Origin of the sequence: Bacillus zhangzhouensis (assembly GCF_000715205.1) — a bacterium.
GTDB lineage: Bacteria > Bacillota > Bacilli > Bacillales > Bacillaceae > Bacillus > Bacillus zhangzhouensis.
Genome location: NZ_JOTP01000011.1, coordinates 66626 through 88539 on the forward strand (window position 1 = coordinate 66626; position 21914 = coordinate 88539).

Genomic DNA, 21914 nt, shown 5'->3' on the forward strand with positions numbered 1-21914 from the left:
GGTATCTTCCTTTACATGTGTGTGAAAAATCTCCACTGATATCAAGGTAGTGACCAGGGACAGTTTCCGAAACCAAATTTCCTAGGAAATATTAGCGCTGGAAGAATTCAATCCATTCTTGGTCGGGTCCTCTGAAGAAGAAGTAGCAATATCCATTTGGCAATGTCGTGATTTCTTCATCAATTAATTCAATTTGCAACTTTTGAATACGGTTGAATTCAGCATGAATATTGTCTGTTGTGAAGGCGAGATGGTGAACCTTTCCTTCTGATGGCAGGTCACTGCTGTAGCCCTGAATGAGCTCAATTTCTGTTTCTGCTTCGTCTTTGAATCCCAAAAATGCAAGCTCAATTACCCCGTTTGTATGAGTGATCCGATCCTTTAATTTCATGCCCACAACCTTTTCATAAAAATCAATGGACTGATCAATATTCGTGACCATAATACCTGTATGATCTAAGCGTAATGTCGTCAAAAGAAGAGCCTCCCCTATGTCATGTTGATATTTTTCTCCTCATCTTATCATAATAGAAGTAACGTATACATTCATATGGTAGGATAGAGAGAGTCAATTTAGGATAAGGATGACACAAATGAAAAAAATCTCATTAAAACAAACTTTTGCAGAACAAGTGAAAAAGGGATATCCGCTCATTTCAAAAGATGCTGTATCGCGTGTGAACGGTGTGCAGGAAGGCGAGCTCATTGAATGGGTGGATGAAAGAGGCTCCTTTTTAGGAAAAGGGTATTATGGTGTGCAAAATAAAGGAATCGGCTGGGTGCTTTCCTTTAATGCGAACGAAAAAATAGATCAGTCCTTTTTTGTCTCTAAGCTTGAGCAGGCAGCGAAAAACAGAACGCATTTATTTCAAGATGCGCAGACGACTGCTTTCCGTGTGTTCAATGGAGAAGGTGATGGAATTGGTGGGATCACCATTGATTATTATGACGGATTCTATCTCATCCAATGGTATAGCGAAGGGATCTATACATTAAAAGCAGATGTATTGGCTGCGCTTGAGCAGGTATATCCAAACTATAAAGGAATATATGAAAAGAAACGATTTGATACGTCTGGACAATATATTGAGGATGATGATTTTGTGAAGGGAGAAAAAGGGGAATTCCCTCTTATCGTCAAAGAAAACGGCATGAATGTGGCGGTTTACTTAAATGATGGTGCCATGACAGGCATTTTCCTTGATCAACGTCATGTGAGAAAAGCAATTCGAGATCGTTATGCAAAAGGAAAGACTGTGCTCAATACATTTTCTTACACAGGTGCTTTCTCGGTGGCAGCAGCGCTTGGCGGAGCGAGCCGTACGACAAGTGTGGATGTCGCAAACCGCAGCTTGAAAAAAACATCCGAGCAGTTTGAAGTCAATGGAATTGATGTGGACGGGCAGGATATCAAGGTCATGGACGTATTTAAATACTTCCCATTTGCAGCGAAGAAGGGATGGACCTATGATCTAGTCATCTTGGATCCGCCTTCCTTTGCACGAACGAAAAAACACACATTCAGTGCAGCGAAGGATTATAAAAAGCTATTAAAAGAAGCCATCCAAATCACAGCTGAGAACGGCGTCATTGTGGCATCAACCAATAGCAGTGCATTTGGAATGAAAAAATTTAAAGGATTTATTGCTCAGGCCTTTAAAGAATCTGGGCAAACATATCGTATCCTCGAAGAATATACACTTCCCGAGGATTTCCGTACAACCAAGAATTATCCTGAAGGAAACTATTTGAAGGTTGTCTTCATCCAAGCATAAGAAAAAGCCATTTTCCGATAAGGGGAAATGGCTTTTTTTATAAGGCGAACGACATAAGGATAGGCGCTGCACATAATGTAATAATGGCGGAAATAATCATCGATACACTTGAGATCGTGCCTGAGACAGAGCTTAATTCAAAGGCTTTCGATGTTCCTGCTCCGTGTGCACCTGTACCAAGTAGGACGCCCATGGCAATGTCATTATCAATGTGGAAATAACGGATGACCATTGGACCGATGATTGAACCAAATAGTGCCGTTAGAATGACGAATACAGCCGTAACGGAAGGCATGCCGCCTATCATTTCTGACACACTCATCGCCACCGGTGTTGTGACAGACCTTGGGACAAGGCTTTCAATAAGGCTTGTATCCAAATGAAACAATTTGGCGATAAATGCCGTGGATAAGATCGCAATGACAGATCCGCAAGCCACATTCAAAATAATTTCCACTGCATGCTTCTTCAGAATGTGAAAATACTTATATAAAGGAATGGCAAAAGCAACAGTCGCAGGCTGAAGCATATTCGTGAGCCATTTCCCGCCTTGATTATAAGCATCATAAGGAATATTGACGATTAACAGCAAGGCTACTAGGACAAGCGGAGTCACAAGTAACGGGGAAACATAGACTTTCGGATGCCGTTTGTACACCGCTTTTGATCCGAGATATAAAAGAACCGTTAAGATCAAAAATAGTCCGCCAACTAACATAGCTTTTTTCGCTCCTTTCTTTTCGCAATCATTTGCGTCATCATGCCAGTCGAAAGCATGACCACAAAAGTACTAAGTAAGACGACAAGGACAATACTTGTGCCAGATTGAGAAAGCAATTTTCCATAATCAATTACACCTACTGCTGACGGGATAAAGAAGAGCAGCAGTTCTCCAAGCAGCCATACGGCGCCAAGTTCAATCCATTTTAATTTAATGATGTTAAAATGAAGTAATAAGAAAATGACAAGAATGCCTAAGATCGTGCCCGGAATTCTTAAATGCAAAAAGGCCGCCAGCGCATTCATTAATTTCGCAAAAACAAATAAAGCCATAATCTGAAGGGTAGCAATCAGCGGCGTTTTGAGCAATTGCACTTTCTGTTCACTCCTTTTTCTATATAAATTGTTCACTGTTTCACAAAAACATGACAACGTTCTTATTGATGAGCTTACTTTAAAGTGTACAGCACGTTCTGTTATAGGTAAAATACATATATCGAATAGTTATTATTCCTTTTGTCTATAGAAAGGGTGAGCCATGTGGACATCAGACATTTAACATATTTCTTAGAAGTGGCAAGGCTAAAGAGCTTCACGAAAGCATCGCAATCCCTTTATGTGTCCCAGCCGACCATTTCCAAGATGGTCAAAAACCTGGAGGATGAGCTGGGGGTGCAGTTATTTTACCGAAATGGGCGGCAGGTTGAAATGACAGATGCTGGACAAACCATGTATACACAGGCAAGTGAAATCACCCAATCATTTCAGAATTTAACGAGTGAATTAAATGATGTAATGAATGTGAAAAAAGGGCATATCCGAATAGGACTGCCGCCTATGATTGGGTCAAGTTTCTTCCCGAATGTCATGGGAGAATTCCGTCAGCAGTATCCTGATGTCACATTTCAATTGGTTGAGCACGGCTCCATCAAAGTCGAGGAAGGCGTGGAGGATGGATCGTTAGATATTGGTGTCATTGTTCTACCTGCAAATGATAAAATTTTTCATACGTACACCATTATTAAAGAGAACATGAAGCTTGTGACGCATCCATCGCATCCGATGGCAGGGCGTGATGAGGTACATTTAGCTGATTTGAAAGAAGAGTCTTTTATTTTCTTTAGAGAAGATTTTGTTCTGCACAGTCGAATATTGAATGAATGTATGAATGCAGGGTTCCGGCCCAATGTCATTTATGAAACGTCTCAATGGGATTTCATTAGTGAAATGGTAGCCGAGAACCTTGGGATCGGACTTCTTCCTGAACGGATCTGCCGTGATCTTGATCCTGAAAAGGTGAAGGTCATTTCCTTAAACCCATCAATTCCATGGCATTTGGGGGTCATTTGGCGAAAGGACCGCTATTTGTCCTTTGCAGCAAGAGAATGGTTAAAGCATACTAAATCCTATGTTTGGGATGCTGAGTAAAAGGGAGGACGATACTGATGAAAATAAGCCACGCATCTAATCTACTGGAGAAAGTTCGAGCACATAATCCACTCGTCCATAATATCACCAATCAAGTCGTGACGAATTTTACAGCCAACGGATTGCTTGCTTTAGGTGCTTCTCCAGTCATGGCAAATGCCAAAGAGGAAGTCGCCGAAATGGCGCAACTAGCCGATGCACTTGTGCTCAATATCGGCACACTGACAAAGGACACTGTGGAGGCCATGGTCATTGCAGGACAAGCGGCCAATGAGAAAGGTGTACCTGTTCTCTTAGATCCTGTTGGGGCCGGTGCAACAACGTTTCGGACGAGAGCAGCGAAACAGCTGTTACAGCAAATAAAGATATCCGTTGTGAGAGGAAATGCTGCTGAAATTGCTCATTTACTCGGAGTGGATGGCTGGCAGTCAAAAGGCGTTGATGCGAAAGAGACGAATGGGGATGTATCTGCATTAGCGAAGCAAGCGGCAAACGTATTTCAAACCGTTGTGGTGATCACAGGAAAAGTCGATGTGGTGTCAGATGGAGATGAGGTGCTGTCCATTCATAATGGACATGAATGGCTGACAAAGGTGACAGGGACTGGTTGTTTACTCACATCTGTTATCGGCGCATTTTGTGCAACGGGTGAACTGCCACTTCATGCGTCGGCAGCTGCTCTTTTGTTTTATGGTGTTGCAGCTGAAAAGGCTGCTCAGCAGACAAAAGGGAGTGGACCAGGAACCTTTCAAATAGAATTGTTAAACGCATTATCAAACACAAATAGCGATGATGTGATCACGTTAGGGAAAATAGGGGGAGCTTCGCATGACAAAGGCTGATCAACAGCAAATCAAACAGCAATTATCGGTTTATTTTATTATGGGAACAACGAATACAAGCAGGCATCCGCTGGATGTCGTGAAAGAAGCCATTCAAGGCGGGATCACCATGTTTCAATTTCGTGAAAAGGGTGAAGGAGCCCTGCAAGGTGAAGAGAAGAAACAATTGGCCCGGGACATACAAGCTCTGTGCCAAGAAGCGAATGTCCCTTTTATCGTAAATGATGATGTACAGCTAGCGATAGATCTTGATGCAGATGGTGTCCATGTTGGTCAGGAAGATACAAATGCACAAGACGTGAGGCAGAGGATCGGACATAAACTATTAGGCGTGTCCACTCATCATATAGATGAAGTGAAACAAGCGATGAAGGACGGGGCAGATTATGTCGGGATGGGTCCGGTTTACCCAACAGAGACGAAAAAGGATACACGCACTGTCCAAGGTGTGTCTTTGATCACCGAAGTACGTCGTCATGGTCTTCATATTCCGATCGTTGGGATTGGCGGCATCTCATATGAAAATGCTGCACCAGTCATACAAGCAGGAGCAGATGGCATTAGCATCATTAGCGCCATTAGCCAAAGCACGGATCCAAAAAAAGCAGCAAAAGAATTAAAATCACTTGTTGTATCAGAAAAAGCATCTCTTTAACCTGTAGAAGACATGAATGACTCCATTCATGTCTTTTCTTATTTGGGGGAAAATAGACAGGAGAGAAACAATTGTGTACAATCTTATTGTTCGATTATTTTCGAAATGACAGGTAAATAAAGGAGAATGAACAATGGAAGTGCTCGATACGTATTTTCGCCGATATGATGAGGCGGGAAAAGGACAGGAGCAAATGGACGAATTGCTGGCGTTGTTTTCTGATGATGTCATGATTGTCTTAAATGGCGCTCAAAAGCCTGGTATCCAAGAGTTTACACAATTTTTGAACACGTTCTTTCACGTACATGAAGACATTAAGCATATGTGGGATGGATGGGTGAAAAGAGAAGATGGAAAGTATGAAACAAACTGGGCCGTTTGCGGAAAGCTCACGAATGGTCGTGTATATACAGCAGAAGGAATTGATATTGCGGAGCTGGACGACCAAGGGAACATCATTTATTTAGAAAACGTCCCGAAAAACCCAGAGTTATTCCAGCGATATTAAAAAGCCGGCAGAGCAGCCGGCTTCTTTTATTGGTCTAAAGAATATGCCTCAATCGCTTCTTCAGCAGATGTTTCTTTATCAAAAATAAGGTGGCGACTGTACACTTCAATTAAGTGTAGTGGTTCTTCTTCTAAGTTATCTACAAGCTCAAAGATATCTAGGATGGCTGCTAGCTTTGTGGTTGTTTGTCCACCGTCTGCATTATCAAAGTTGTCTTCTGGAAAGCTGTGTTTTATTATTTCCTTCACTTTACGTCGGTTTTTTGCTCTAACCAGGATGATTCGTTCTTCAAAGATTTTATCTGATCTAACACTTGGTGATGAGATGGATTCGAATAATAATTTTGCAGAATAAATTCTACGCATATGTGATCTCACGTCTTTCTTGTAGGCTTTTTTGAATGTTATTGATGTGTTTAACCAAATAGTACTCTATATGAAAGGTGAATACCTCAGGGAGCTTAAAATAATTTCCAATATGTGTTTAAAATGATAACATAGGAATGACTTCATTTGGTGGAATATGTGTCCACAAATACGATCCGTAATGGGAGGGGATATGAATGAAAAGTATCTTTGATAACAGAGGGGAAGATCATGAAATTCTGTTGATCATCATTGCATGTTGCTCTTTTATCACGTTTAGAAGAATTGCTAGATTAGAAAGGTATAAAAATAAATTAAAGGGTCAATTTAAACCGTATTGAGACCTGTTTTTAATATAGAAAGAACACAAAAAAGCCGGCAGAGCAGCCGGCTTTTCTTTATGAATCGGTATCCATATGCATGCCTGTATGTGCCTTTACTTGAATTTCTGTAAAGGTCTCTTCATCAGCTTTTTCAGAGGAGAAAATGGTGCCTAAGTACGCGGCGAGGAATCCAAGTGGGATAGAGATAATCCCTGGGTTCGACAGCGGGATGAGTGGCTCGCCTGTGAAGATGGCTGCTCCCGATGGGTCCCAGACGCTTGGGCTGAGAGATACGATGATGAGTGCGCTCAGAAGACCTGTTAAGCTCCCTGCAATGGCACCAGTGGAGTTGAATCGTTTCCAAAAGACAGTGAAGATAATCAATGGTAAATTCGCACTTGCTGCTACTGCGAAGGCGAGAGACACGAGAAAAGCAACGTTTAAGGACTGGGCAAATAACGCAAGGGCGATGGAGAGAATAGACACACCAATTGAAGCAAAGCGTGCGGCCTTGACCTGTTCCCGTTCACTCGCTTTCCCTTTTCGGATGATCTGACTATAAAAGTCATGAGCAAAAGCAGATGCGGCGGATAATACGAGTCCCGTTACCACAGCCAATATGGTTGCAAAGGCGATTGCAGAAACAAAGGCAAATAAGAAATCTCCTCCAAGGGCTTGTGCGAGCATAGGTGCGGCCATGTTCCCTGCGGCATCGGCTGCTGTGATCGCTTCTGATCCAACAAAGGCAGCGGCACCGAAGCCAAGGAAAACCGTCATTAAATAAAAAATCCCGATGATCCAAGTGGCTGAAAGGACGGATTTTCGCGCGGAAATAGCATCCTTTACCGTATAAAAACGGATCAAAATATGTGGCAAACCTGCCGTTCCGAGCACTAGGGCAAGATTCAGAGACAGGGTTTCCAAGGGCACATCATACTTATTCCCCGGATGAAGGAATGACTCACCAAGCGGGGTCGCTGTTTTCATCTGCTCGAACATCTTCAGCAGACTAAAATCAAACTTTGCAAACACAAGCAGTGAAATGATCAAGGTTCCAAGCATGAGGAGAACGGCCTTTGTGATTTGTACCCAGCTAGTAGCAATCATGCCGCCAAACACCACATAAATGGTCATCAAGACACCCACGATCAACACCGCGATCCAATAATCAATGCCAAGAAGCAGTTTAATCAATGCGCCTGCTCCAACAAGCTGTGCAATCATATAAAAAGTAGATACCGTAATCGTGTTAAAGGCAGCAACCCCTCGAATGGCCGGCCGCTTAAATCGTGCAGCAATCATATCGGCCATCGTATATTTCCCTAGATTTCTTAGCGGTTCAGCCACAACATAAAGAACGACAAGATACGCCACAAGAAAACCAATGCTATAGAAAAAACCGTCAAATCCATTTAACGCGATCATTCCGGCGATTCCTAAAAATGATGCAGCGGACATATAATCGCCTGCGATGGCAAGACCGTTCTGAAACCCTGTCAGACCTCCGCCTGCTGTGTAAAAATCACTCGCGCTGCTTGTTTTCTTCGCAGCAAAATATGTGATGACCAATGTGAGCCCTACGATCGCTACGAATAAAATAAAAGCGGTCATGCTCATTCGTCATCACCTCTGGATTCAGTTTTTAAAGCGCTTACATATTTGTCGAACTGAGCCGCTTTTTTCGCATAAAGTCCACATAAAACCCATGTCATGACAAATTGTGTGAGGGCGAATAACCAAGCCCATGAGATAGCACCAATTGCCGGCGTGTTCAAAAAGGTGAAGTAGGATGTAGCAACCGGAAGTGAAAAGTAAAAGAGAAAAAAGAAAATCGTCATCGGTACGATAAATCTGCGTTTTTCCTCAAGAAGTTTTCGAAAATCCTCTGAAGCGGCAACCTTCTTATAATGAACTTTTTTGTCTGCCATTGTTTCCTCCTTTGTACGAATTAGGGACAAGGTACTCCAATGCATATGAGACGATCTGGTTGTTTATGACAGTATATCATAAAAAAGGCACCCGAAAAGGGTGCTTTCTACCGATAATTCGCAAGAAATGTTTGTCTCGCTTTTTCATATGCTTCAGCGTCAAAATGATCTCCGCATTTGTGTATACACCAAGGCTCCTCTTGTCTCGCGATCCCGACCTCATATCCTTGCTTCACGAATTCAAAAGACTGCGATACATCATAAAAATGAAAGCCGTCAAAAAGATCCTCACGCCACCTGATATCATACTGAGTCGCCATAAAAAGACCGTCAATAGCCGAAGCTTTGGTATAATCTTGGGACTCCGCTTGTTGACGACCAGATTCAAACGAAAGCAGCTGATAAGTCTCGTGCCGATATTCAATCACTTTCCCCCTACAATCCTGGCTCTCCCACCAAATCCCATTGTCAGGCACACTTTCTGCACCTATCACCCCAAGCAAGCCAAGTGACGGATTTTGCAAAAAAAGTGGGATGAGCTCGAGAAGCATATGCTGTTTGACGATCAGTGTATCTTGATGAAGATAAATTTTAAACTGAGCAGGATGAGTGAAGGCTTCATTATATCCAGAGGCCATACTTGATGCCTGTCTAATCGGCAAGACCTCCACATGATACCCATGCGGAGCGGGAAGTGAGGCGAGCTGCCGGAAGCAAGCTTGAAACATCGATTCATCATTCACACATAAAACAAATAGGATAGTGGGATTACTCATTGAATGGAACCGCCTCAACTACATATTGATAGGCTGTAGCTGCTTCGTTAAAATCAAAACGAATGCCGTGCTTTACGAGTAATTCATGTAAATCATTCATCACACTCGCATAGGAAGGGTGCTGTACGCGAATGGCTTCAAGGTCGCGAATGCGAAAACCCGCTGAATGAAAAAGGGCATGAATTTCGTGAAGGGTAAAGAAACGTAAATGTGTTTGATCCATTAACCCTGCATCTGTATAAGAAAATCTGCCGGCTAGTAATTCTAAAACCGTTGAAATATGGCCGATATTCGGAATGGATGACAGGATGGCACCCTCTTTTTTAAGGAAGGGTTTGACTTTTTTTAAAACAGCCCACGGGTCCAATAAATGTTCAAGTACGTCTCCAAAAATGATGCAGTCAAATTGTTCATGTTGATAAGGGAGAGCCATCTGTTCAATATTGCCGCATAGAACATGATCTAGCTCCTGCTCAGCCTGCTTTGCTGCATTCTCAAAAGATTCAATCCCGTAAATGGTTCGGTCCTTTTGTTTAAGGACTTTTCCAAGCTTGCCTGTGCCGCATCCGATATCCAAAATAGACGTCCATTCCTCACGAATACGGCTGACGATGACAGGGTTTACACCGTGATAATACTGATCCTTTTTTTGGTGATAATAGGAAAGGGAATCTGAACTCATGCTCTACCCACCTTTCTTTTTTCTCGTTGGTCTCATGCTTAATATATGGGTGGGTAGCTTGGTTTTATAACGAGAGATGGGCAATTTTCATGAATGGCAGTTAAAAAGGGATCATATAAAGAACGGGAAATGGACTGTCCTCCTAATATAGAAAGACAGAACCCCATTGAGTGGAAGGGATTGGTTTGAAGAGGTTTTCAATTATTGTAGCGTATCGTCATGAAAGGATTTTCGAAAGGTCAATTGACAGGTCAGAACTTTTAGCCAAAGCAGTCTGAAAGACAAAGGATAACGGCGTTGATTTACGGTTTGTTTATCATCTTCTGATCACCGTTGGATGTTAAAAAAGCTTGTATTTCTTCGATGCCTAGTCCAATTTTTTTCGCTTCCTGAATCAAATAAACCCACTCTTCGTCAACTCTTCTTTTCACTTGCGTATCCATAATATCCTCCAGTTCAATAAGACATATTCATCTGCAACCAATGACTTGAACAAACCGTCTAGTAACTGTACGTGTGTGTGAAAACAGCCCAAATTAGATTTTGTCGAAAAATGATGACATTTAACCTATTTTGTAAAATCTATCACCTACCACGTCCCTAAAAAAATGACTAAAAAACCCAAAATTATTGAATTCTTACTTCTAATAATAAACAATTGTAAAGTCAGTTAAAAGATTATAAATTAAAATAATGATAAAGACCTGAATCATTTGACTCATACAAACTGATTAGGTTGACATATGCCATCGATTAAAGCAAATTTCATCTTTGCAGGACGTACATATTGTTCGTTTGGGAAGTTCTTCTCAAGATGGTATTCTAAAAGAAACAGAATCCACCAAGAAGGAATGAAGAAAGACATGAATAGCCTTTTTCAAAAGTATCAAGAAGTTGTCATGTATCTTGTCATGGGTGTGTGCACAACCATTGTCAACATAGTCAGCTTCTATTTATTCGTTGAGATGTTTTCCATGGATTATAAAACAGCAACGGTTGTTTCATGGGTATTTGCTGTTCTCTTTGCTTATATCACCAATAAGAAGTATGTCTTCAAGCAAAAGGCTCGTGATACAAGAAGTCTTATGCGTGAGCTTTCTTCATTTTTTAGTGTCCGTCTCATGTCTCTAGGTGTAGATCTGGGGCTGATGATTTTATTTGTGAGCCAAATGGCGCTCAATGAAACTGTCGCAAAAATTCTTGTCAACTTTGTGATTGTGGTAGTCAACTATGTCGCCAGTAAATGGTTCGTCTTTAAGAAAACAAAAGAAGATGCGATTTAACACATGAAAAAAGACAGGTGATGTGAAATGAGCAGCAGGTCAGACGAATTATATGATGCCATATATCAACAAACAGAAAAGCAGCATGAACAAGTGCTGAGGCTAGTCAAAGAAATAACTGCACATCCAGAAGCGTTTTCAGAACAAGAAAAGGAAAAGATCAATCGCATGGACATTGCGCTTCAAACGGCAACGGACATTTTAGAAAACTTAATGACCCCTGACACGCAAATGACCATTGTTTTAAGACAAGGGAGAATTCGTGTTGATCTGACGAAAGCGTAAAAGAAGCAGCCAATTGAAAAGCGGCTGCTTTTTATTATGCATCGCTTGTTTCCCGCAATTGCTTTGGAGACATGCCGATTTTTTTTCGAAAGACTTTATTCAAGTAATTCGCATTTCGGTAGCCGCACTGTATGGCGATTTCTTCAATCGAATATTTCGTTGTTTTCAGTAACGTTTCCGCCTTTTCTAATCGAATATTGGTTAAGTAGTGAATCGGTGTGAAGCCAGTTGCCTTTTTGAATTCCCTCGTAAAATGACTTTTGGATAAACGTGCCGCAGCTGCCATATCGTCAGGGCCAATTTCCTCGTGAAAATGATGGCTTGCAAACAAGGCTGCTTGGACGATGGGCTCAGGCCATTTCTCCATTTGTCCCTCAAGCTTTGGCAAATATGAATACAGTTCCATGACAAATTGATAAGCAAGGCTAGACCCTTCAAATGGATTGGTAATCCGTCTTTCACTGGCTTCATCATAAATTTTCTTCAGTAGGCGGATCGGTTTTGAGTTTGGATGAAAACGCATGACCTGCTTTCCGTGATCCATAAATTGATCAAAGCAAAGATCGCAGGCTTCCCCGTAAAGCGTCAAATATAGAAATTCCCAATGCTCACTGTCCTCTGGAAAATAATATTGATAGGCACTTGGGCTTTTCACGAGAAAGGCCTGCCCAGGCAATACTTTGAATCGCTTTTGTCCGATTTCAATCATGCCATGTCCAGACAGTGTGAGCTGAAAGATGCACTTGCCCTGATCCTTCCGCTCTACGCCATTCCAGCTGTATAACGAAGATGATTGAACTTCCCAGCCAACAGACCATATTTGCGCTGGCAATGTAACATCAGAATGGTGAAAACGAAATGCAAATGCTTCCTTCTTCAAATTGGAAATCCCCCTTCGCAGCAAAAAACAACCTTTTTCTATTTTGAATCATGGTACACCTCATATCACATCGTACCATTCCACAGCAAAAAAAGGGTATTTTTTAACGGTTTTTTTACCATTGAACTTCCGCTATTGAGGCAACTAAAATAAGATTATCAGAAGAGAAAAGGGGAATGGATATGATCGATAGGTTACGTGCGGCATTTCACCAGCAATTTGGAGATAAAGAAGAACTTCGTTATTTTTTCGCCCCAGGGAGGGTGAATTTGATTGGTGAACATACCGATTACAATGGAGGCCATGTCTTCCCTTGCGCGCTCACTCTCGGTACGTATGCTGCCGGTGCAAAACGGTCAGATGGACGCGTCAGAATGTATTCCTTGAACTTTGAAGAAGATGGTGTGAAAGAATTTGACCTTTTTGAAATCGCTTACGCAGAATCGGACGGCTGGGCGAACTACCCAAAGGGAGTGTTCAATCAGTTTATAGAAGCAGGTATGGATATCAAAGAAGGGTTTGATATCGTATACGGCGGCAATATTCCAAATGGCGCAGGGCTGTCCTCATCTGCCTCCATTGAGCTCGTCACAGCTGTCTTGATCAATGAATGGTCTTCATTCGGCACTTCGTCTGTTGATCTTGCCCTTCTTTCGCAGCGTGCAGAAAATGACTTCATTGGCGTCAATTGTGGCATTATGGATCAGTTTTCGATTGCTCTCGGAAAAGAAGATCACGCTATTTTACTCAATTGTGACACCCTTGCCTTTGAATACAGTCCGTTTCGGCAAGAGGGGCTAGCGCTTGTGATTGCGAATACAAACAAAAAGCGGGCGCTGGCTGACTCCAAATACAATGAACGCCGGTCAGAGTGTCAATCTGCTTTAAACGACCTTAGAAAAGAAATCGACATTGCACATTTATGTGAGCTCACTGCGGAAGAATTTGCCCAGCATGCCCATTTGATTCAAGATGAAACGTGCCGCAAACGTGCAAGACATGTGGTGACGGAAAACGAGCGGACCATGAAAGCAGTAAATTTTCTGAAAGATGATAAAATGGAAGAACTAGGTGCTCTCATGAAGGCCTCTCACCTTTCTTTAAAGAATGATTATGAAGTGACTGGACTTGAACTAGATGCACTTGCTGAAGCTGCGTGGCTTTATCCTGGGACGATAGGCTCTCGTATGACAGGTGCAGGCTTTGGTGGCTGCACGATCAGCATTGTGAAAGAAGAGCTGCTGGATTCATTTATAGAAGAAACAGGTGCGATTTATCAAGAAAAAACGGGCATTCAAGCCTCTTTTTACACAGCTGGAATTGGAGGCGGCGCAAGAGAGTTAACGAAGGAGGAAATGTGATGACAATTTTAGTTTGCGGAGGAGCAGGGTTCATTGGCAGTCATGCGGTAGCGGCTCTTTTAGCTAAAGGCGAACAAGTGGTGGTAGTTGATAATTTGCAGACAGGTCATAAAGAAGCTGTTGTAGAGGGAGCTGTATTAGAAGAGGGAGATTTAAGAGATCAAGCTTTTTTAAGACAGGTTTTTCAAACGCATCAAATCGAAGCGGTGATGCACTTTGCAGCAGATTCACTTGTTGGCGAGAGTGTGACGGACCCGCTCAAGTACTATGACAACAATGTCGGAGGGGCAACGGCTTTACTTCAGGTGATGCATGAATTTGATGTGAAGCACATTGTATTTTCTTCAACCGCTGCCACGTACGGTGAACCAAAGCGTGTGCCGATTGTTGAAACGGATGAGACGAACCCGACGAATCCTTATGGAGAAACGAAACTAGCGATTGAAAAAATGTTGAAGTGGTCTGAGCAAGCATATGGGCTGGAATACGTTGTGCTTCGCTACTTCAATGTAGCCGGTGCTCATCCGGAAGGGCTTGTCGGTGAAGATCATCAGCCTGAGACACATCTCATTCCGATTATTCTTCAAGTCGCTTTAGGGAAACGTGATCAGATCATGATTTACGGCGATGATTATGAGACAGAGGACGGAACGTGCATCAGAGATTACATTCATGTCATGGATTTAGTTGAGGCGCACATTTTAGCCGTTGATCGGCTGCGCGAAGGAAAAGGAAGTGCGACATATAACTTAGGAAATGGCACAGGCTTCTCTGTGAAGCAGGTGGTCGAAGCCGCAAGGGAAGTAACGGGGCATGCCATCCCGGCACAGGTAGCCAAAAGACGTGCGGGAGATCCGGCAAAGCTGATTGCTTCTTCTGAAAAGGCATTGCAAGAATTGGGCTGGAAGCCTCAATATGCTGACCTTCACACGATCATTCAAAGTGCGTGGGAGTGGTTTCAGAAGCATCCAGATGGCTACGAAAGTGTATAAAGCGTAACAGGCAGGCAAGAGAGGGGACAGAGGGAATGGCGATAGATATTTTTGAAAAGCTGGAACAGCTGATTCAATATGGGATCAATAAAGAGCTGATTACACCACTAGATATCGATTATACGAGAAATCGACTGCTTGAGGTGCTTGGGCTCGATGACGCTGAAGCAAGAACAATTTCGGGAGACGCGGACCTTGAAGACATCTTAATGCCGATACTGGATTGGGCAGTAGAAACAGGCCTTATTCCTGAGGGGACAGATACGTATCGTGATTTACTAGATGCAAAAATCATGGGCTGTTTGGTGGCGCCTCCAAGTGTCATCTATGCGAAGTTTGAAGAGAAACGCCAGCAAGAAGGACCGAAGGCGGCTACAAGCTGGTTCTATGAGATGCAGCAGCATGCACACTATATTCATACAGGCAGAATCGCCAAAAATGTGCAGTGGTTTACAACAACAGATGATGGCGTGCTGGAAATCACTATTAATCTATCGAAACCGGAAAAGGATCCAAAAGCGATCGCTGAAGCCAAGAAGCTCAGTCAAAAGCAATATCCTCTTTGTCTGCTTTGTAAAGAAAACGTTGGGTTTGGGGGGCGAATCAATCATCCAGCGAGACAGAATCACCGGATTATCCCTGTAACGCTCACAGACGAATCGTGGTTTCTGCAATTTTCACCCTATGTGTATTACAACGAGCATTGCATTGTGTTCAAGGGCGAGCACGAGCCGATGCAGATCACAAAAAAGACCTTTGAACGTCTGCTTTCCTTCATATCTATATATCCGCACTATTTCATTGGGTCGAATGCCGATCTTCCTATTGTTGGAGGGAGTATATTAAGCCATGACCATTTTCAAGGCGGTGCGCATGAATTTCCGATGGCGAAAGCAGAGATGGAAGACGTCTTTTCACTCAAAGCGTTTCCAAATGTGAGGGCTGGCATTGTGAAATGGCCGATGTCTGTGATTCGTCTTCAAAGCAGCGACCCGCAAACGCTCGCCGACGCAGCGGACTTTATCTTACACGAGTGGAAAATGTATTCAGATGAAGCAGTGGGGCTGATCGCTCATACAGAAGAGACTCCGCACAATACCATTACACCAATTGCACGCCGATATGGGGAAGACTATGAATTAGATCTCGTGCTGCGTAATAACCGTACAGACGAACGGCACCCAGACGGAATTTTTCACCCGCACGAAGAAGTTCATCATATTAAAAAAGAGAACATCGGGTTAATTGAAGTGATGGGCCTTGCCGTCCTTCCTGGCAGATTAGCTGAGGAATTAAGCCAGTTAAAAGCGGCACTGCTATCCCAAAAACCCCTTGAAGAAATCAAAGCCCGCCCTGCAATTACGAAGCACGAAACATGGGCGAAGCGCCTGCTTGAAGAGAACACCTTCACAGAGGATAATACAGAAGCCATTTTACAACAAGAAATCGGCTATATTTTTTCTCGAATTCTCTCGCAGGCGGGTGTGTTTAAAAGAACCGAGCAAGGGAAAACAGCTTTTAAACGTTTCATTCAAACACTCCATACAGGCAGGTGATTAGATGATTGAACAGGTAAGAACCTTAATGGAAGAAAAACAACTCGACGGTGTCCTGATTCGAAAGAGGAATAACTTCTCTTGGCTAACAGGAGGAAGAAGGAATCACATTGTGTTAAATACGCCAGAGGGCGTGTGTCAGCTGCTCGTGTTGAAAGACGACATTGTCCTCATTGTGAATCAAATGGAAGAAAAGCGGATCATTGAAGAAGAAATGGCGTATGTCGACCATCCCTTTCAAGTGGTCACAATGGATTGGTATGAGGATGATGCCCCCTACATTCGCACACTCACAAAAGGCAAACGAATTGGGGCAGACGTTCAAATGGAAGGGTTTGAGTTGATCGAGCCAGATTTGTCGCTCGCTCGATCGATCCTTTCAGCATCACAGCTCAGCCAATATGAAACCCTTTGTCATGAAACAGCTGTTATTGTAGAGAGTGTCTGTAAAGAAATCGTTCCAGGGCAAACGGAACACGAAATTGCTTCGCTTGTCGCCCAAAAAGCGATTGCGCAAGGCATGACGATTGAAGTGCTGCTCGTGGCAACAGATGACCGTATTCATCAATACCGTCATCCAATTCCTACCGAAAAGGCGCTTCAAAAGCATGCGCTTGTTGTGCTTTGTGCTGAACGGAACGGACTCGTGGCCAATGTGACAAGATCCGTTTACTTTGGTCAGCTTCCGAAGGAGCTTGAGGAAAACAAGGAACGGCTTGCGCGGATTGATACGGTTATGAATGCAGCCACCCGTCCCGGAAAAACCATTGGAGATGTACTGAAGGCAGGAATTGCTCAGTACGAAAAAGAAGGCTTTCCGGATAGTTGGAAAAAACTTCACCAAGGAGGAAAGACGGGCTTTGTATCTAGAGAGATCATTGCAGTTCCTTCATCTAAGGAGGAGGTTCAGCTTCATCAAGTGTTCACCTGGAATCCTTCATTGCCAGGGCTGAAATCAGAGGATACGATGGTAGTGGAGAAAGAAAAGAATCGCTTTTTAACCTATACGGGCAAGTGGACGTACATTGACATTGAACATGAAGGGGACATCTATAGACGACCTGACATCTTGGTGAGAGATGAATAAATGCAGAATGCCGGCGATCAGCCGGTTTTTTGCTGGAAGTCTTTAGTGAGATTCCACTCATTTATCAGCATTACCAATTCTTACAGCGCACAGGCTGAAGATCGATACTTTCTTTTCTTGTCAACTTGCGTTAAAATGAGTAAGGTTTTTGTTAAATGTGGGGATACCTATATCGAAATTGTTTACCTAGATAAAATTTCATTAAGTTAAATTGAAATTTGACCAAACTTTTTTATTGTGGTAAACCTAAATTTGACAAAGTTCTTGATTGTATGTCCTTTGCCTTCAACTCTCAACTTTTCAAATTCCTAGAAATTTATTGTGTGTGCAATAATATAAATTTATGTCGAATTTATGACATTTTAATAGAAATCTGTTGAAAAATAAATGAACTTTTGAAAAAAGGGGAGCTAACTCCTACAGATTTTGATAGCATTACAAAGGGAAGAAAAGTTTTCGAAGGCAGATGGCTTTTCACAATTATTTAGCAATTTATACATTATCTAAGGAAGGATGGTGATCTTCTTGTTCAGAGCCATTAAACCTATGCTTTTATTAGCGATGCTCGTGAGTGTTTTTGTATTAGGAGGTTGCAGCAATATCGCTGTTTTAGATCCTAAAGGACCTGTCGCAGCACAACAAAAAGACTTAATCCTTTTATCTATCGGATTCATGCTCTTTATCGTTGGCGCGGTATTTGTACTGTTTACCATCATTTTGGTTAAATACCGTGAGCGTAAGGACGTTGGAAACGCCTCTTATAATCCAGAAATTCATGGGAATACGCTTCTAGAAGTTATCTGGACAGTGATCCCAATATTAATCGTTGCTGCCCTTTCGGTTCCAACTGTAAAAACAATTTACTCTTTGGAAGAGGCACCTCAAGCAACAAGCCATAAAGATCCACTTGTTGTTTATGCTACAGCAGTTGATTGGAAATGGATCTTTAGTTATCCAGAGGAAAATATCGAAACAGTGAACTACTTAAACATTCCAAAAGATCAGCCGGTTTTATTCAAAATCACTTCCGCTGATACAATGGCATCACTATGGATTCCTCAGCTAGGCGGGGAGAAGTATGCGATGGCTGGAATGGAAATGGAACAGTATCTTCAAGCTGATGAAGTAGGCACATACGAAGGAAGAAACGCCAACTTCACAGGTGAGGGCTTTGCTCAGCAAAAATTCAAAGTCAATGCGATGACGCAGTCTGACTATGATAAATGGGTAAACAAAACGAAAAAAGAAGCACCAAAGTTAACGAAGAAAACGTATGACTACCTGATGCTTCCTGATGCTGCAGATGTGCAGACATTCTCATCAACACATTTATCTTTTGCGAAGCATGGAGAGGACTCTGAATATGCACTCCAAGCACGCAAACGTTTAGGTTATCAATCAGTTTCTCCGCATTCCAAAACAGATCCTTTCGAGAATGTGAAGAACTATAAAAGAAAACTAGATAGTGAATAAACTGACTAAGGAAAGGAGGAGGCCGTTATGCATTTAAAATGGGATGAGTTTTTTGTAACTGGAGACCCATTAATTCTTGGTGCGCAAATTTCTATCGCTCTTACTTCCATTGCCATCGTTTTTGTTTTAACATACTTCAAAAAGTGGAAATGGCTCTGGAAAGAATGGTTAACATCAGTTGATCATAAAAAGCTAGGGATCATGTATATCCTTGCTGCTGTGATTATGTTCTTCCGCGGTGGGGTAGACGGACTGATGATGCGCGCACAGCTGGCGCTTCCTAATAATACGTTTTTAGATTCCAACCACTATAATGAAATTTTTACAACGCATGGTACGATCATGATTCTATTCATGGCAATGCCATTTTTAATTGGTTTAATCAACGTCGTTGTTCCTCTTCAAATTGGTGCACGTGACGTTGCATTCCCGTATTTGAACAACCTTAGCTTCTGGACATTCATGGTCGGAGCAATGCTGTTCAACATTTCCTTCGTTATTGGAGGATCACCAAGTGCAGGCTGGACGAGTTACATGCCGCTAGCCGGAAATGATTTCTCACCAGGACCTGGACAGAACTATTACTTGCTCGGGCTCCAAATTGCAGGTATTGGTACACTGATGACAGGTATTAACTTCATGGTGACCATCTTAAAAATGCGTACAAAAGGTATGACACTTATGCGTATGCCAATGTTTACATGGACAACATTGATTACGTCTGTCATCATCGTTTTCGCATTCCCTGTATTAACAGTTGCTTTAGCACTTATGACATTTGATCGTTTATTCGGTTCTGCATTCTTTACACTCGAAGCAGGCGGTATGCCAATGCTTTGGGCGAACCTTTTCTGGATTTGGGGACATCCTGAAGTTTATATCGTGATTTTGCCGGCTTTCGGTATTTTCTCAGAAATCTTTGCGACGTTCTCAAGAAAGCAGTTGTTTGGTTACAAAGCGATGGTTGTATCGATTGTGGCTATCTCTGTTCTTAGTTTCCTTGTGTGGGTTCACCACTTCTTTACAATGGGGAACAGTGCAGCGGTTAACTCATTCTTCTCGATTACAACAATGGCGATATCTGTACCAACAGGTGTTAAAATCTTTAACTGGCTCTTTACGATGTATCGCGGCCGTATCAGCTTTACATCACCAATGCTTTGGGCACTTGGTTTCATCCCGAACTTCGTGATCGGTGGTGTAACTGGGGTTATGCTTGCGATGGCAGCTGCGGATTACCAGTACCATAACACGTACTTCCTTGTATCCCACTTCCACTATGTATTAATCGCAGGTACTGTATTTGCTTGTTTCGCTGGTCTTGTTTTCTGGTATCCAAAAATGTTTGGTTACAAGTTAAACGAAAGAATCGGCAAATGGTTCTTCTGGGTATTCATGATCGGATTCAATATCTGTTTCTTCCCGCAGTACTTCTTAGGACTGCAAGGAATGCCAAGACGTATTTATACGTATGGACCAGAAGATGGCTGGACTGCACTAAACTTTATTTCAACAATTGGTGCATTCATGATGGGTATCGGATTCATCATCCTTTGCTATAACATTTACTACAGCTGGAGACACGCAAAACGCGAAGTGTCTGGAGACAGCTGGGGAGAAGGACGTACGCTTGACTGGGCGACATCTTCTGCAATTCCGCCGCATTATAACTTTGCAGCACTTCCAGAAGTGACAACACCAGATGCATTCCATCATTGGAAGAAAAACAATGTGGACGTTCATCCAGAAAAAGAGTTTAAGAAAATTCACATGCCGCACAATTCAGGCAGACCACTGATCATGTCTGCATTCTTCGGACTTGGTGCATTCGGTCTTGTATTTGAATGGTACTGGATTGGCGTTATCGGCTTAATCGGTGTATTCGCCACAATGATTTTACGTTCATTTGAATATGACGATGGCTACTATATTCCTGTTGAAGAAGTCATTGAAACAGAGAAAAAGAATAAGGAGGCGCAGAAGTAATGGGACATAATGATAGCAGCTATGCAAATGCACCGCTTGAATATCAGTCTGAAACCGGACGTTTAAACATCCTTGGTTTCTGGATATTCCTTGGCGCGGAAATCGTGTTATTCTCAACACTTTTTGCGACCTACTTTGTTCTTCATGGCAGAACAGCTGGTGGCGTTTTACCAGCTGAGCTATTTGATATGAAGCTTGTATTGATCATGACATTCCTGCTATTAGTCAGCTCATTTACATGTGGGATTGCCGTTCATGAAATGCGCCGTGGAAGTACAAAAGGGGTTGTCATTTGGACAATTCTGACACTGCTTCTAGGTGCAGGCTTCGTTGGCTTTGAGATTTATGAGTTCTTCCATTATGTACACGAGGGTGCTAGCATCCATACAAGTGCGTATTGGTCTGCATTCTTCGTTCTTTTAGGAACTCACGGACTACACGTATCAATCGGTATCTTCTGGATTACCGGGGTCTTGTTCCAAATTAAAAAACGTGGATTAACTCCACAAACAGCATCGAAGATCTTTATTTCAAGTCTATACTGGCATTTCCTTGATGTTGTATGGATTTTCATCTTCACAGCTGTGTACTTGATCGGATTAGGGGGGCTTTTGTGATATGGCTGGAAAAACACATTCCTCAGCAGAGCATGAACACTTCCCTTGGAAACACGTAGTTGGCTTCATCCTATCCATCGTGCTAACCATTTTAGCATTCTGGATTGCCATTGGAGCTGAAATTGGCAGTTCCGCAAAACTATGGATTATCTTTGGTTTTGCATTCATTCAAGCATTCTTGCAGCTGTTCATGTTCATGCACATGACAGAGAGCGAGAACGGGACTGTTCAAGTCGGAAATACATTGTTTGGTCTATTCTGTGCGATTATTTTCGTCATCGGATCTGTTTGGATCTTCGCGGCTCACTACAGCCACGGAGAGAACAGCAAAGACGGATATTCACCGTCTGCGCCAAAGCAGTCTGAGCATTCAGATAAGTAATAAAAAACCA

25 protein-coding genes are annotated in these 21914 nt (G+C 42.5%); 15 read left to right on the plus strand and 10 right to left on the minus strand.

Annotated elements, in window-relative coordinates:
- Positions 1 to 91: 91 nt before the first annotated feature.
- Positions 92 to 475, minus strand: coding sequence for a VOC family protein (locus BA70_RS10910; protein ID WP_008345541.1), 384 nt, complete (start codon positions 473 to 475; stop codon positions 92 to 94).
- A 118-nt stretch (positions 476 to 593) separates the two neighbouring features.
- Here BA70_RS10910 and BA70_RS10915 point away from each other — a divergent pair, with 118 nt between their 5' ends.
- On the plus strand, positions 594 to 1775 hold the full coding sequence (locus BA70_RS10915) for a class I SAM-dependent rRNA methyltransferase (RefSeq protein ID WP_034321917.1): 1182 nt from the start codon (positions 594 to 596) through the stop codon (positions 1773 to 1775).
- A 37-nt stretch (positions 1776 to 1812) separates the two neighbouring features.
- Here the strand turns inward: BA70_RS10915 and BA70_RS10920 are convergent, their stop codons facing one another.
- Entirely contained in the window at positions 1813 to 2493 is a 681-nt protein-coding gene (locus BA70_RS10920) for a CidB/LrgB family autolysis modulator (RefSeq protein ID WP_034321920.1), read from the minus strand.
- Positions 2487 to 2870: a CidA/LrgA family holin-like protein gene (locus BA70_RS10925; protein ID WP_078061707.1), complete on the minus strand. Its 384-nt coding sequence runs from the start codon at positions 2868 to 2870 to the stop codon at positions 2487 to 2489. Before BA70_RS10925 ends, BA70_RS10920 begins: the two co-directional genes overlap by 7 nt.
- Positions 2871 to 3035: 165 nt before the next feature.
- On the opposite strand from BA70_RS10925, the gene cidR reads away from it, so the two are divergent.
- From cidR to BA70_RS10945, 4 genes are all read left to right on the plus strand, one after another.
- On the plus strand, positions 3036 to 3923 hold the full coding sequence (gene cidR, locus BA70_RS10930) for a cidABC operon transcriptional activator CidR (protein ID WP_034321923.1): 888 nt from the start codon (positions 3036 to 3038) through the stop codon (positions 3921 to 3923).
- A gap of 17 nt (positions 3924 to 3940) precedes the next feature.
- The gene (gene thiM, locus BA70_RS10935) at positions 3941 to 4765 is read left to right on the plus strand and encodes a hydroxyethylthiazole kinase (RefSeq protein WP_034321927.1); all 825 of its coding nucleotides are present in this window, start codon (positions 3941 to 3943) and stop codon (positions 4763 to 4765) included.
- On the plus strand, positions 4752 to 5420 hold the full coding sequence (gene thiE / locus BA70_RS10940; protein ID WP_034321929.1) for a thiamine phosphate synthase: 669 nt from the start codon (positions 4752 to 4754) through the stop codon (positions 5418 to 5420). Before thiM ends, thiE begins: the two co-directional genes overlap by 14 nt.
- Before the next feature lie 133 nt (positions 5421 to 5553).
- Complete coding sequence (locus BA70_RS10945; protein WP_034321932.1) at positions 5554 to 5928, plus strand: nuclear transport factor 2-like protein; 375 nt, start codon at positions 5554 to 5556, stop codon at positions 5926 to 5928.
- 26 nt (positions 5929 to 5954) lie between these two features.
- Here the strand turns inward: BA70_RS10945 and BA70_RS10950 are convergent, their stop codons facing one another.
- From BA70_RS10950 to BA70_RS10975, 6 genes are all read right to left on the minus strand, one after another.
- On the minus strand, positions 5955 to 6293 hold the full coding sequence (locus tag BA70_RS10950) for a DUF4288 domain-containing protein (protein ID WP_034321934.1): 339 nt from the start codon (positions 6291 to 6293) through the stop codon (positions 5955 to 5957).
- 398 nt (positions 6294 to 6691) lie between these two features.
- Positions 6692 to 8233 (minus strand): solute symporter family protein, encoded by a 1542-nt coding sequence (locus BA70_RS10955; RefSeq protein ID WP_034321936.1) that lies wholly within the window; start codon positions 8231 to 8233, stop codon positions 6692 to 6694.
- The gene (locus BA70_RS10960) at positions 8230 to 8544 is read right to left on the minus strand and encodes a DUF485 domain-containing protein (RefSeq protein ID WP_034321939.1); all 315 of its coding nucleotides are present in this window, start codon (positions 8542 to 8544) and stop codon (positions 8230 to 8232) included. Before BA70_RS10960 ends, BA70_RS10955 begins: the two co-directional genes overlap by 4 nt.
- A 107-nt stretch (positions 8545 to 8651) precedes the next feature.
- The gene (locus tag BA70_RS10965) at positions 8652 to 9320 is read right to left on the minus strand and encodes a glycosyltransferase family protein (RefSeq protein WP_034321949.1); all 669 of its coding nucleotides are present in this window, start codon (positions 9318 to 9320) and stop codon (positions 8652 to 8654) included.
- On the minus strand, positions 9313 to 10002 hold the full coding sequence (locus BA70_RS10970; protein ID WP_034321952.1) for a class I SAM-dependent methyltransferase: 690 nt from the start codon (positions 10000 to 10002) through the stop codon (positions 9313 to 9315). Before BA70_RS10970 ends, BA70_RS10965 begins: the two co-directional genes overlap by 8 nt.
- Before the next feature lie 302 nt (positions 10003 to 10304).
- Complete coding sequence (locus tag BA70_RS10975; RefSeq protein WP_008345506.1) at positions 10305 to 10445, minus strand: anti-repressor SinI family protein; 141 nt, start codon at positions 10443 to 10445, stop codon at positions 10305 to 10307.
- 408 nt (positions 10446 to 10853) lie between these two features.
- On the opposite strand from BA70_RS10975, the gene BA70_RS10980 reads away from it, so the two are divergent.
- Both BA70_RS10980 and BA70_RS10985 read left to right on the plus strand, forming a co-directional pair.
- Positions 10854 to 11285, plus strand: a complete 432-nt coding sequence (locus BA70_RS10980) for a GtrA family protein (RefSeq protein ID WP_078061709.1) — start codon at positions 10854 to 10856, stop codon at positions 11283 to 11285.
- Between the two features lie 27 nt (positions 11286 to 11312).
- The gene (locus BA70_RS10985; protein WP_034321957.1) at positions 11313 to 11570 is read left to right on the plus strand and encodes a hypothetical protein; all 258 of its coding nucleotides are present in this window, start codon (positions 11313 to 11315) and stop codon (positions 11568 to 11570) included.
- 34 nt (positions 11571 to 11604) lie between these two features.
- On the opposite strand, the gene BA70_RS10990 is transcribed toward BA70_RS10985, so the two are convergent.
- Positions 11605 to 12450: an AraC family transcriptional regulator gene (locus BA70_RS10990; RefSeq protein WP_034321958.1), complete on the minus strand. Its 846-nt coding sequence runs from the start codon at positions 12448 to 12450 to the stop codon at positions 11605 to 11607.
- Between the two features lie 182 nt (positions 12451 to 12632).
- Between BA70_RS10990 and BA70_RS10995 the strand changes: the two genes are divergently transcribed.
- From BA70_RS10995 to qoxD, 8 genes are all read left to right on the plus strand, one after another.
- Positions 12633 to 13811, plus strand: a complete 1179-nt coding sequence (locus tag BA70_RS10995; protein ID WP_034322085.1) for a galactokinase — start codon at positions 12633 to 12635, stop codon at positions 13809 to 13811.
- Entirely contained in the window at positions 13811 to 14803 is a 993-nt protein-coding gene (gene galE, locus BA70_RS11000) for a UDP-glucose 4-epimerase GalE (protein ID WP_034321960.1), read from the plus strand. Before BA70_RS10995 ends, galE begins: the two co-directional genes overlap by 1 nt.
- Before the next feature lie 35 nt (positions 14804 to 14838).
- Entirely contained in the window at positions 14839 to 16359 is a 1521-nt protein-coding gene (gene galT / locus BA70_RS11005) for a UDP-glucose--hexose-1-phosphate uridylyltransferase (protein ID WP_034321963.1), read from the plus strand.
- A 4-nt stretch (positions 16360 to 16363) separates the two neighbouring features.
- Positions 16364 to 17446, plus strand: a complete 1083-nt coding sequence (locus BA70_RS11010; protein WP_034321966.1) for a M24 family metallopeptidase — start codon at positions 16364 to 16366, stop codon at positions 17444 to 17446.
- Between the two features lie 516 nt (positions 17447 to 17962).
- Positions 17963 to 18919: a cytochrome aa3 quinol oxidase subunit II gene (gene qoxA, locus BA70_RS11015; RefSeq protein WP_105927438.1), complete on the plus strand. Its 957-nt coding sequence runs from the start codon at positions 17963 to 17965 to the stop codon at positions 18917 to 18919.
- A gap of 27 nt (positions 18920 to 18946) precedes the next feature.
- Complete coding sequence (gene qoxB, locus BA70_RS11020; protein ID WP_034321971.1) at positions 18947 to 20905, plus strand: cytochrome aa3 quinol oxidase subunit I; 1959 nt, start codon at positions 18947 to 18949, stop codon at positions 20903 to 20905.
- Positions 20905 to 21522, plus strand: a complete 618-nt coding sequence (gene qoxC, locus BA70_RS11025) for a cytochrome aa3 quinol oxidase subunit III (RefSeq protein WP_034321973.1) — start codon at positions 20905 to 20907, stop codon at positions 21520 to 21522. Before qoxB ends, qoxC begins: the two co-directional genes overlap by 1 nt.
- A gap of 1 nt (position 21523) precedes the next feature.
- The gene (gene qoxD, locus BA70_RS11030) at positions 21524 to 21904 is read left to right on the plus strand and encodes a cytochrome aa3 quinol oxidase subunit IV (RefSeq protein WP_034321976.1); all 381 of its coding nucleotides are present in this window, start codon (positions 21524 to 21526) and stop codon (positions 21902 to 21904) included.
- Positions 21905 to 21914: the final 10 nt, after the last annotated feature.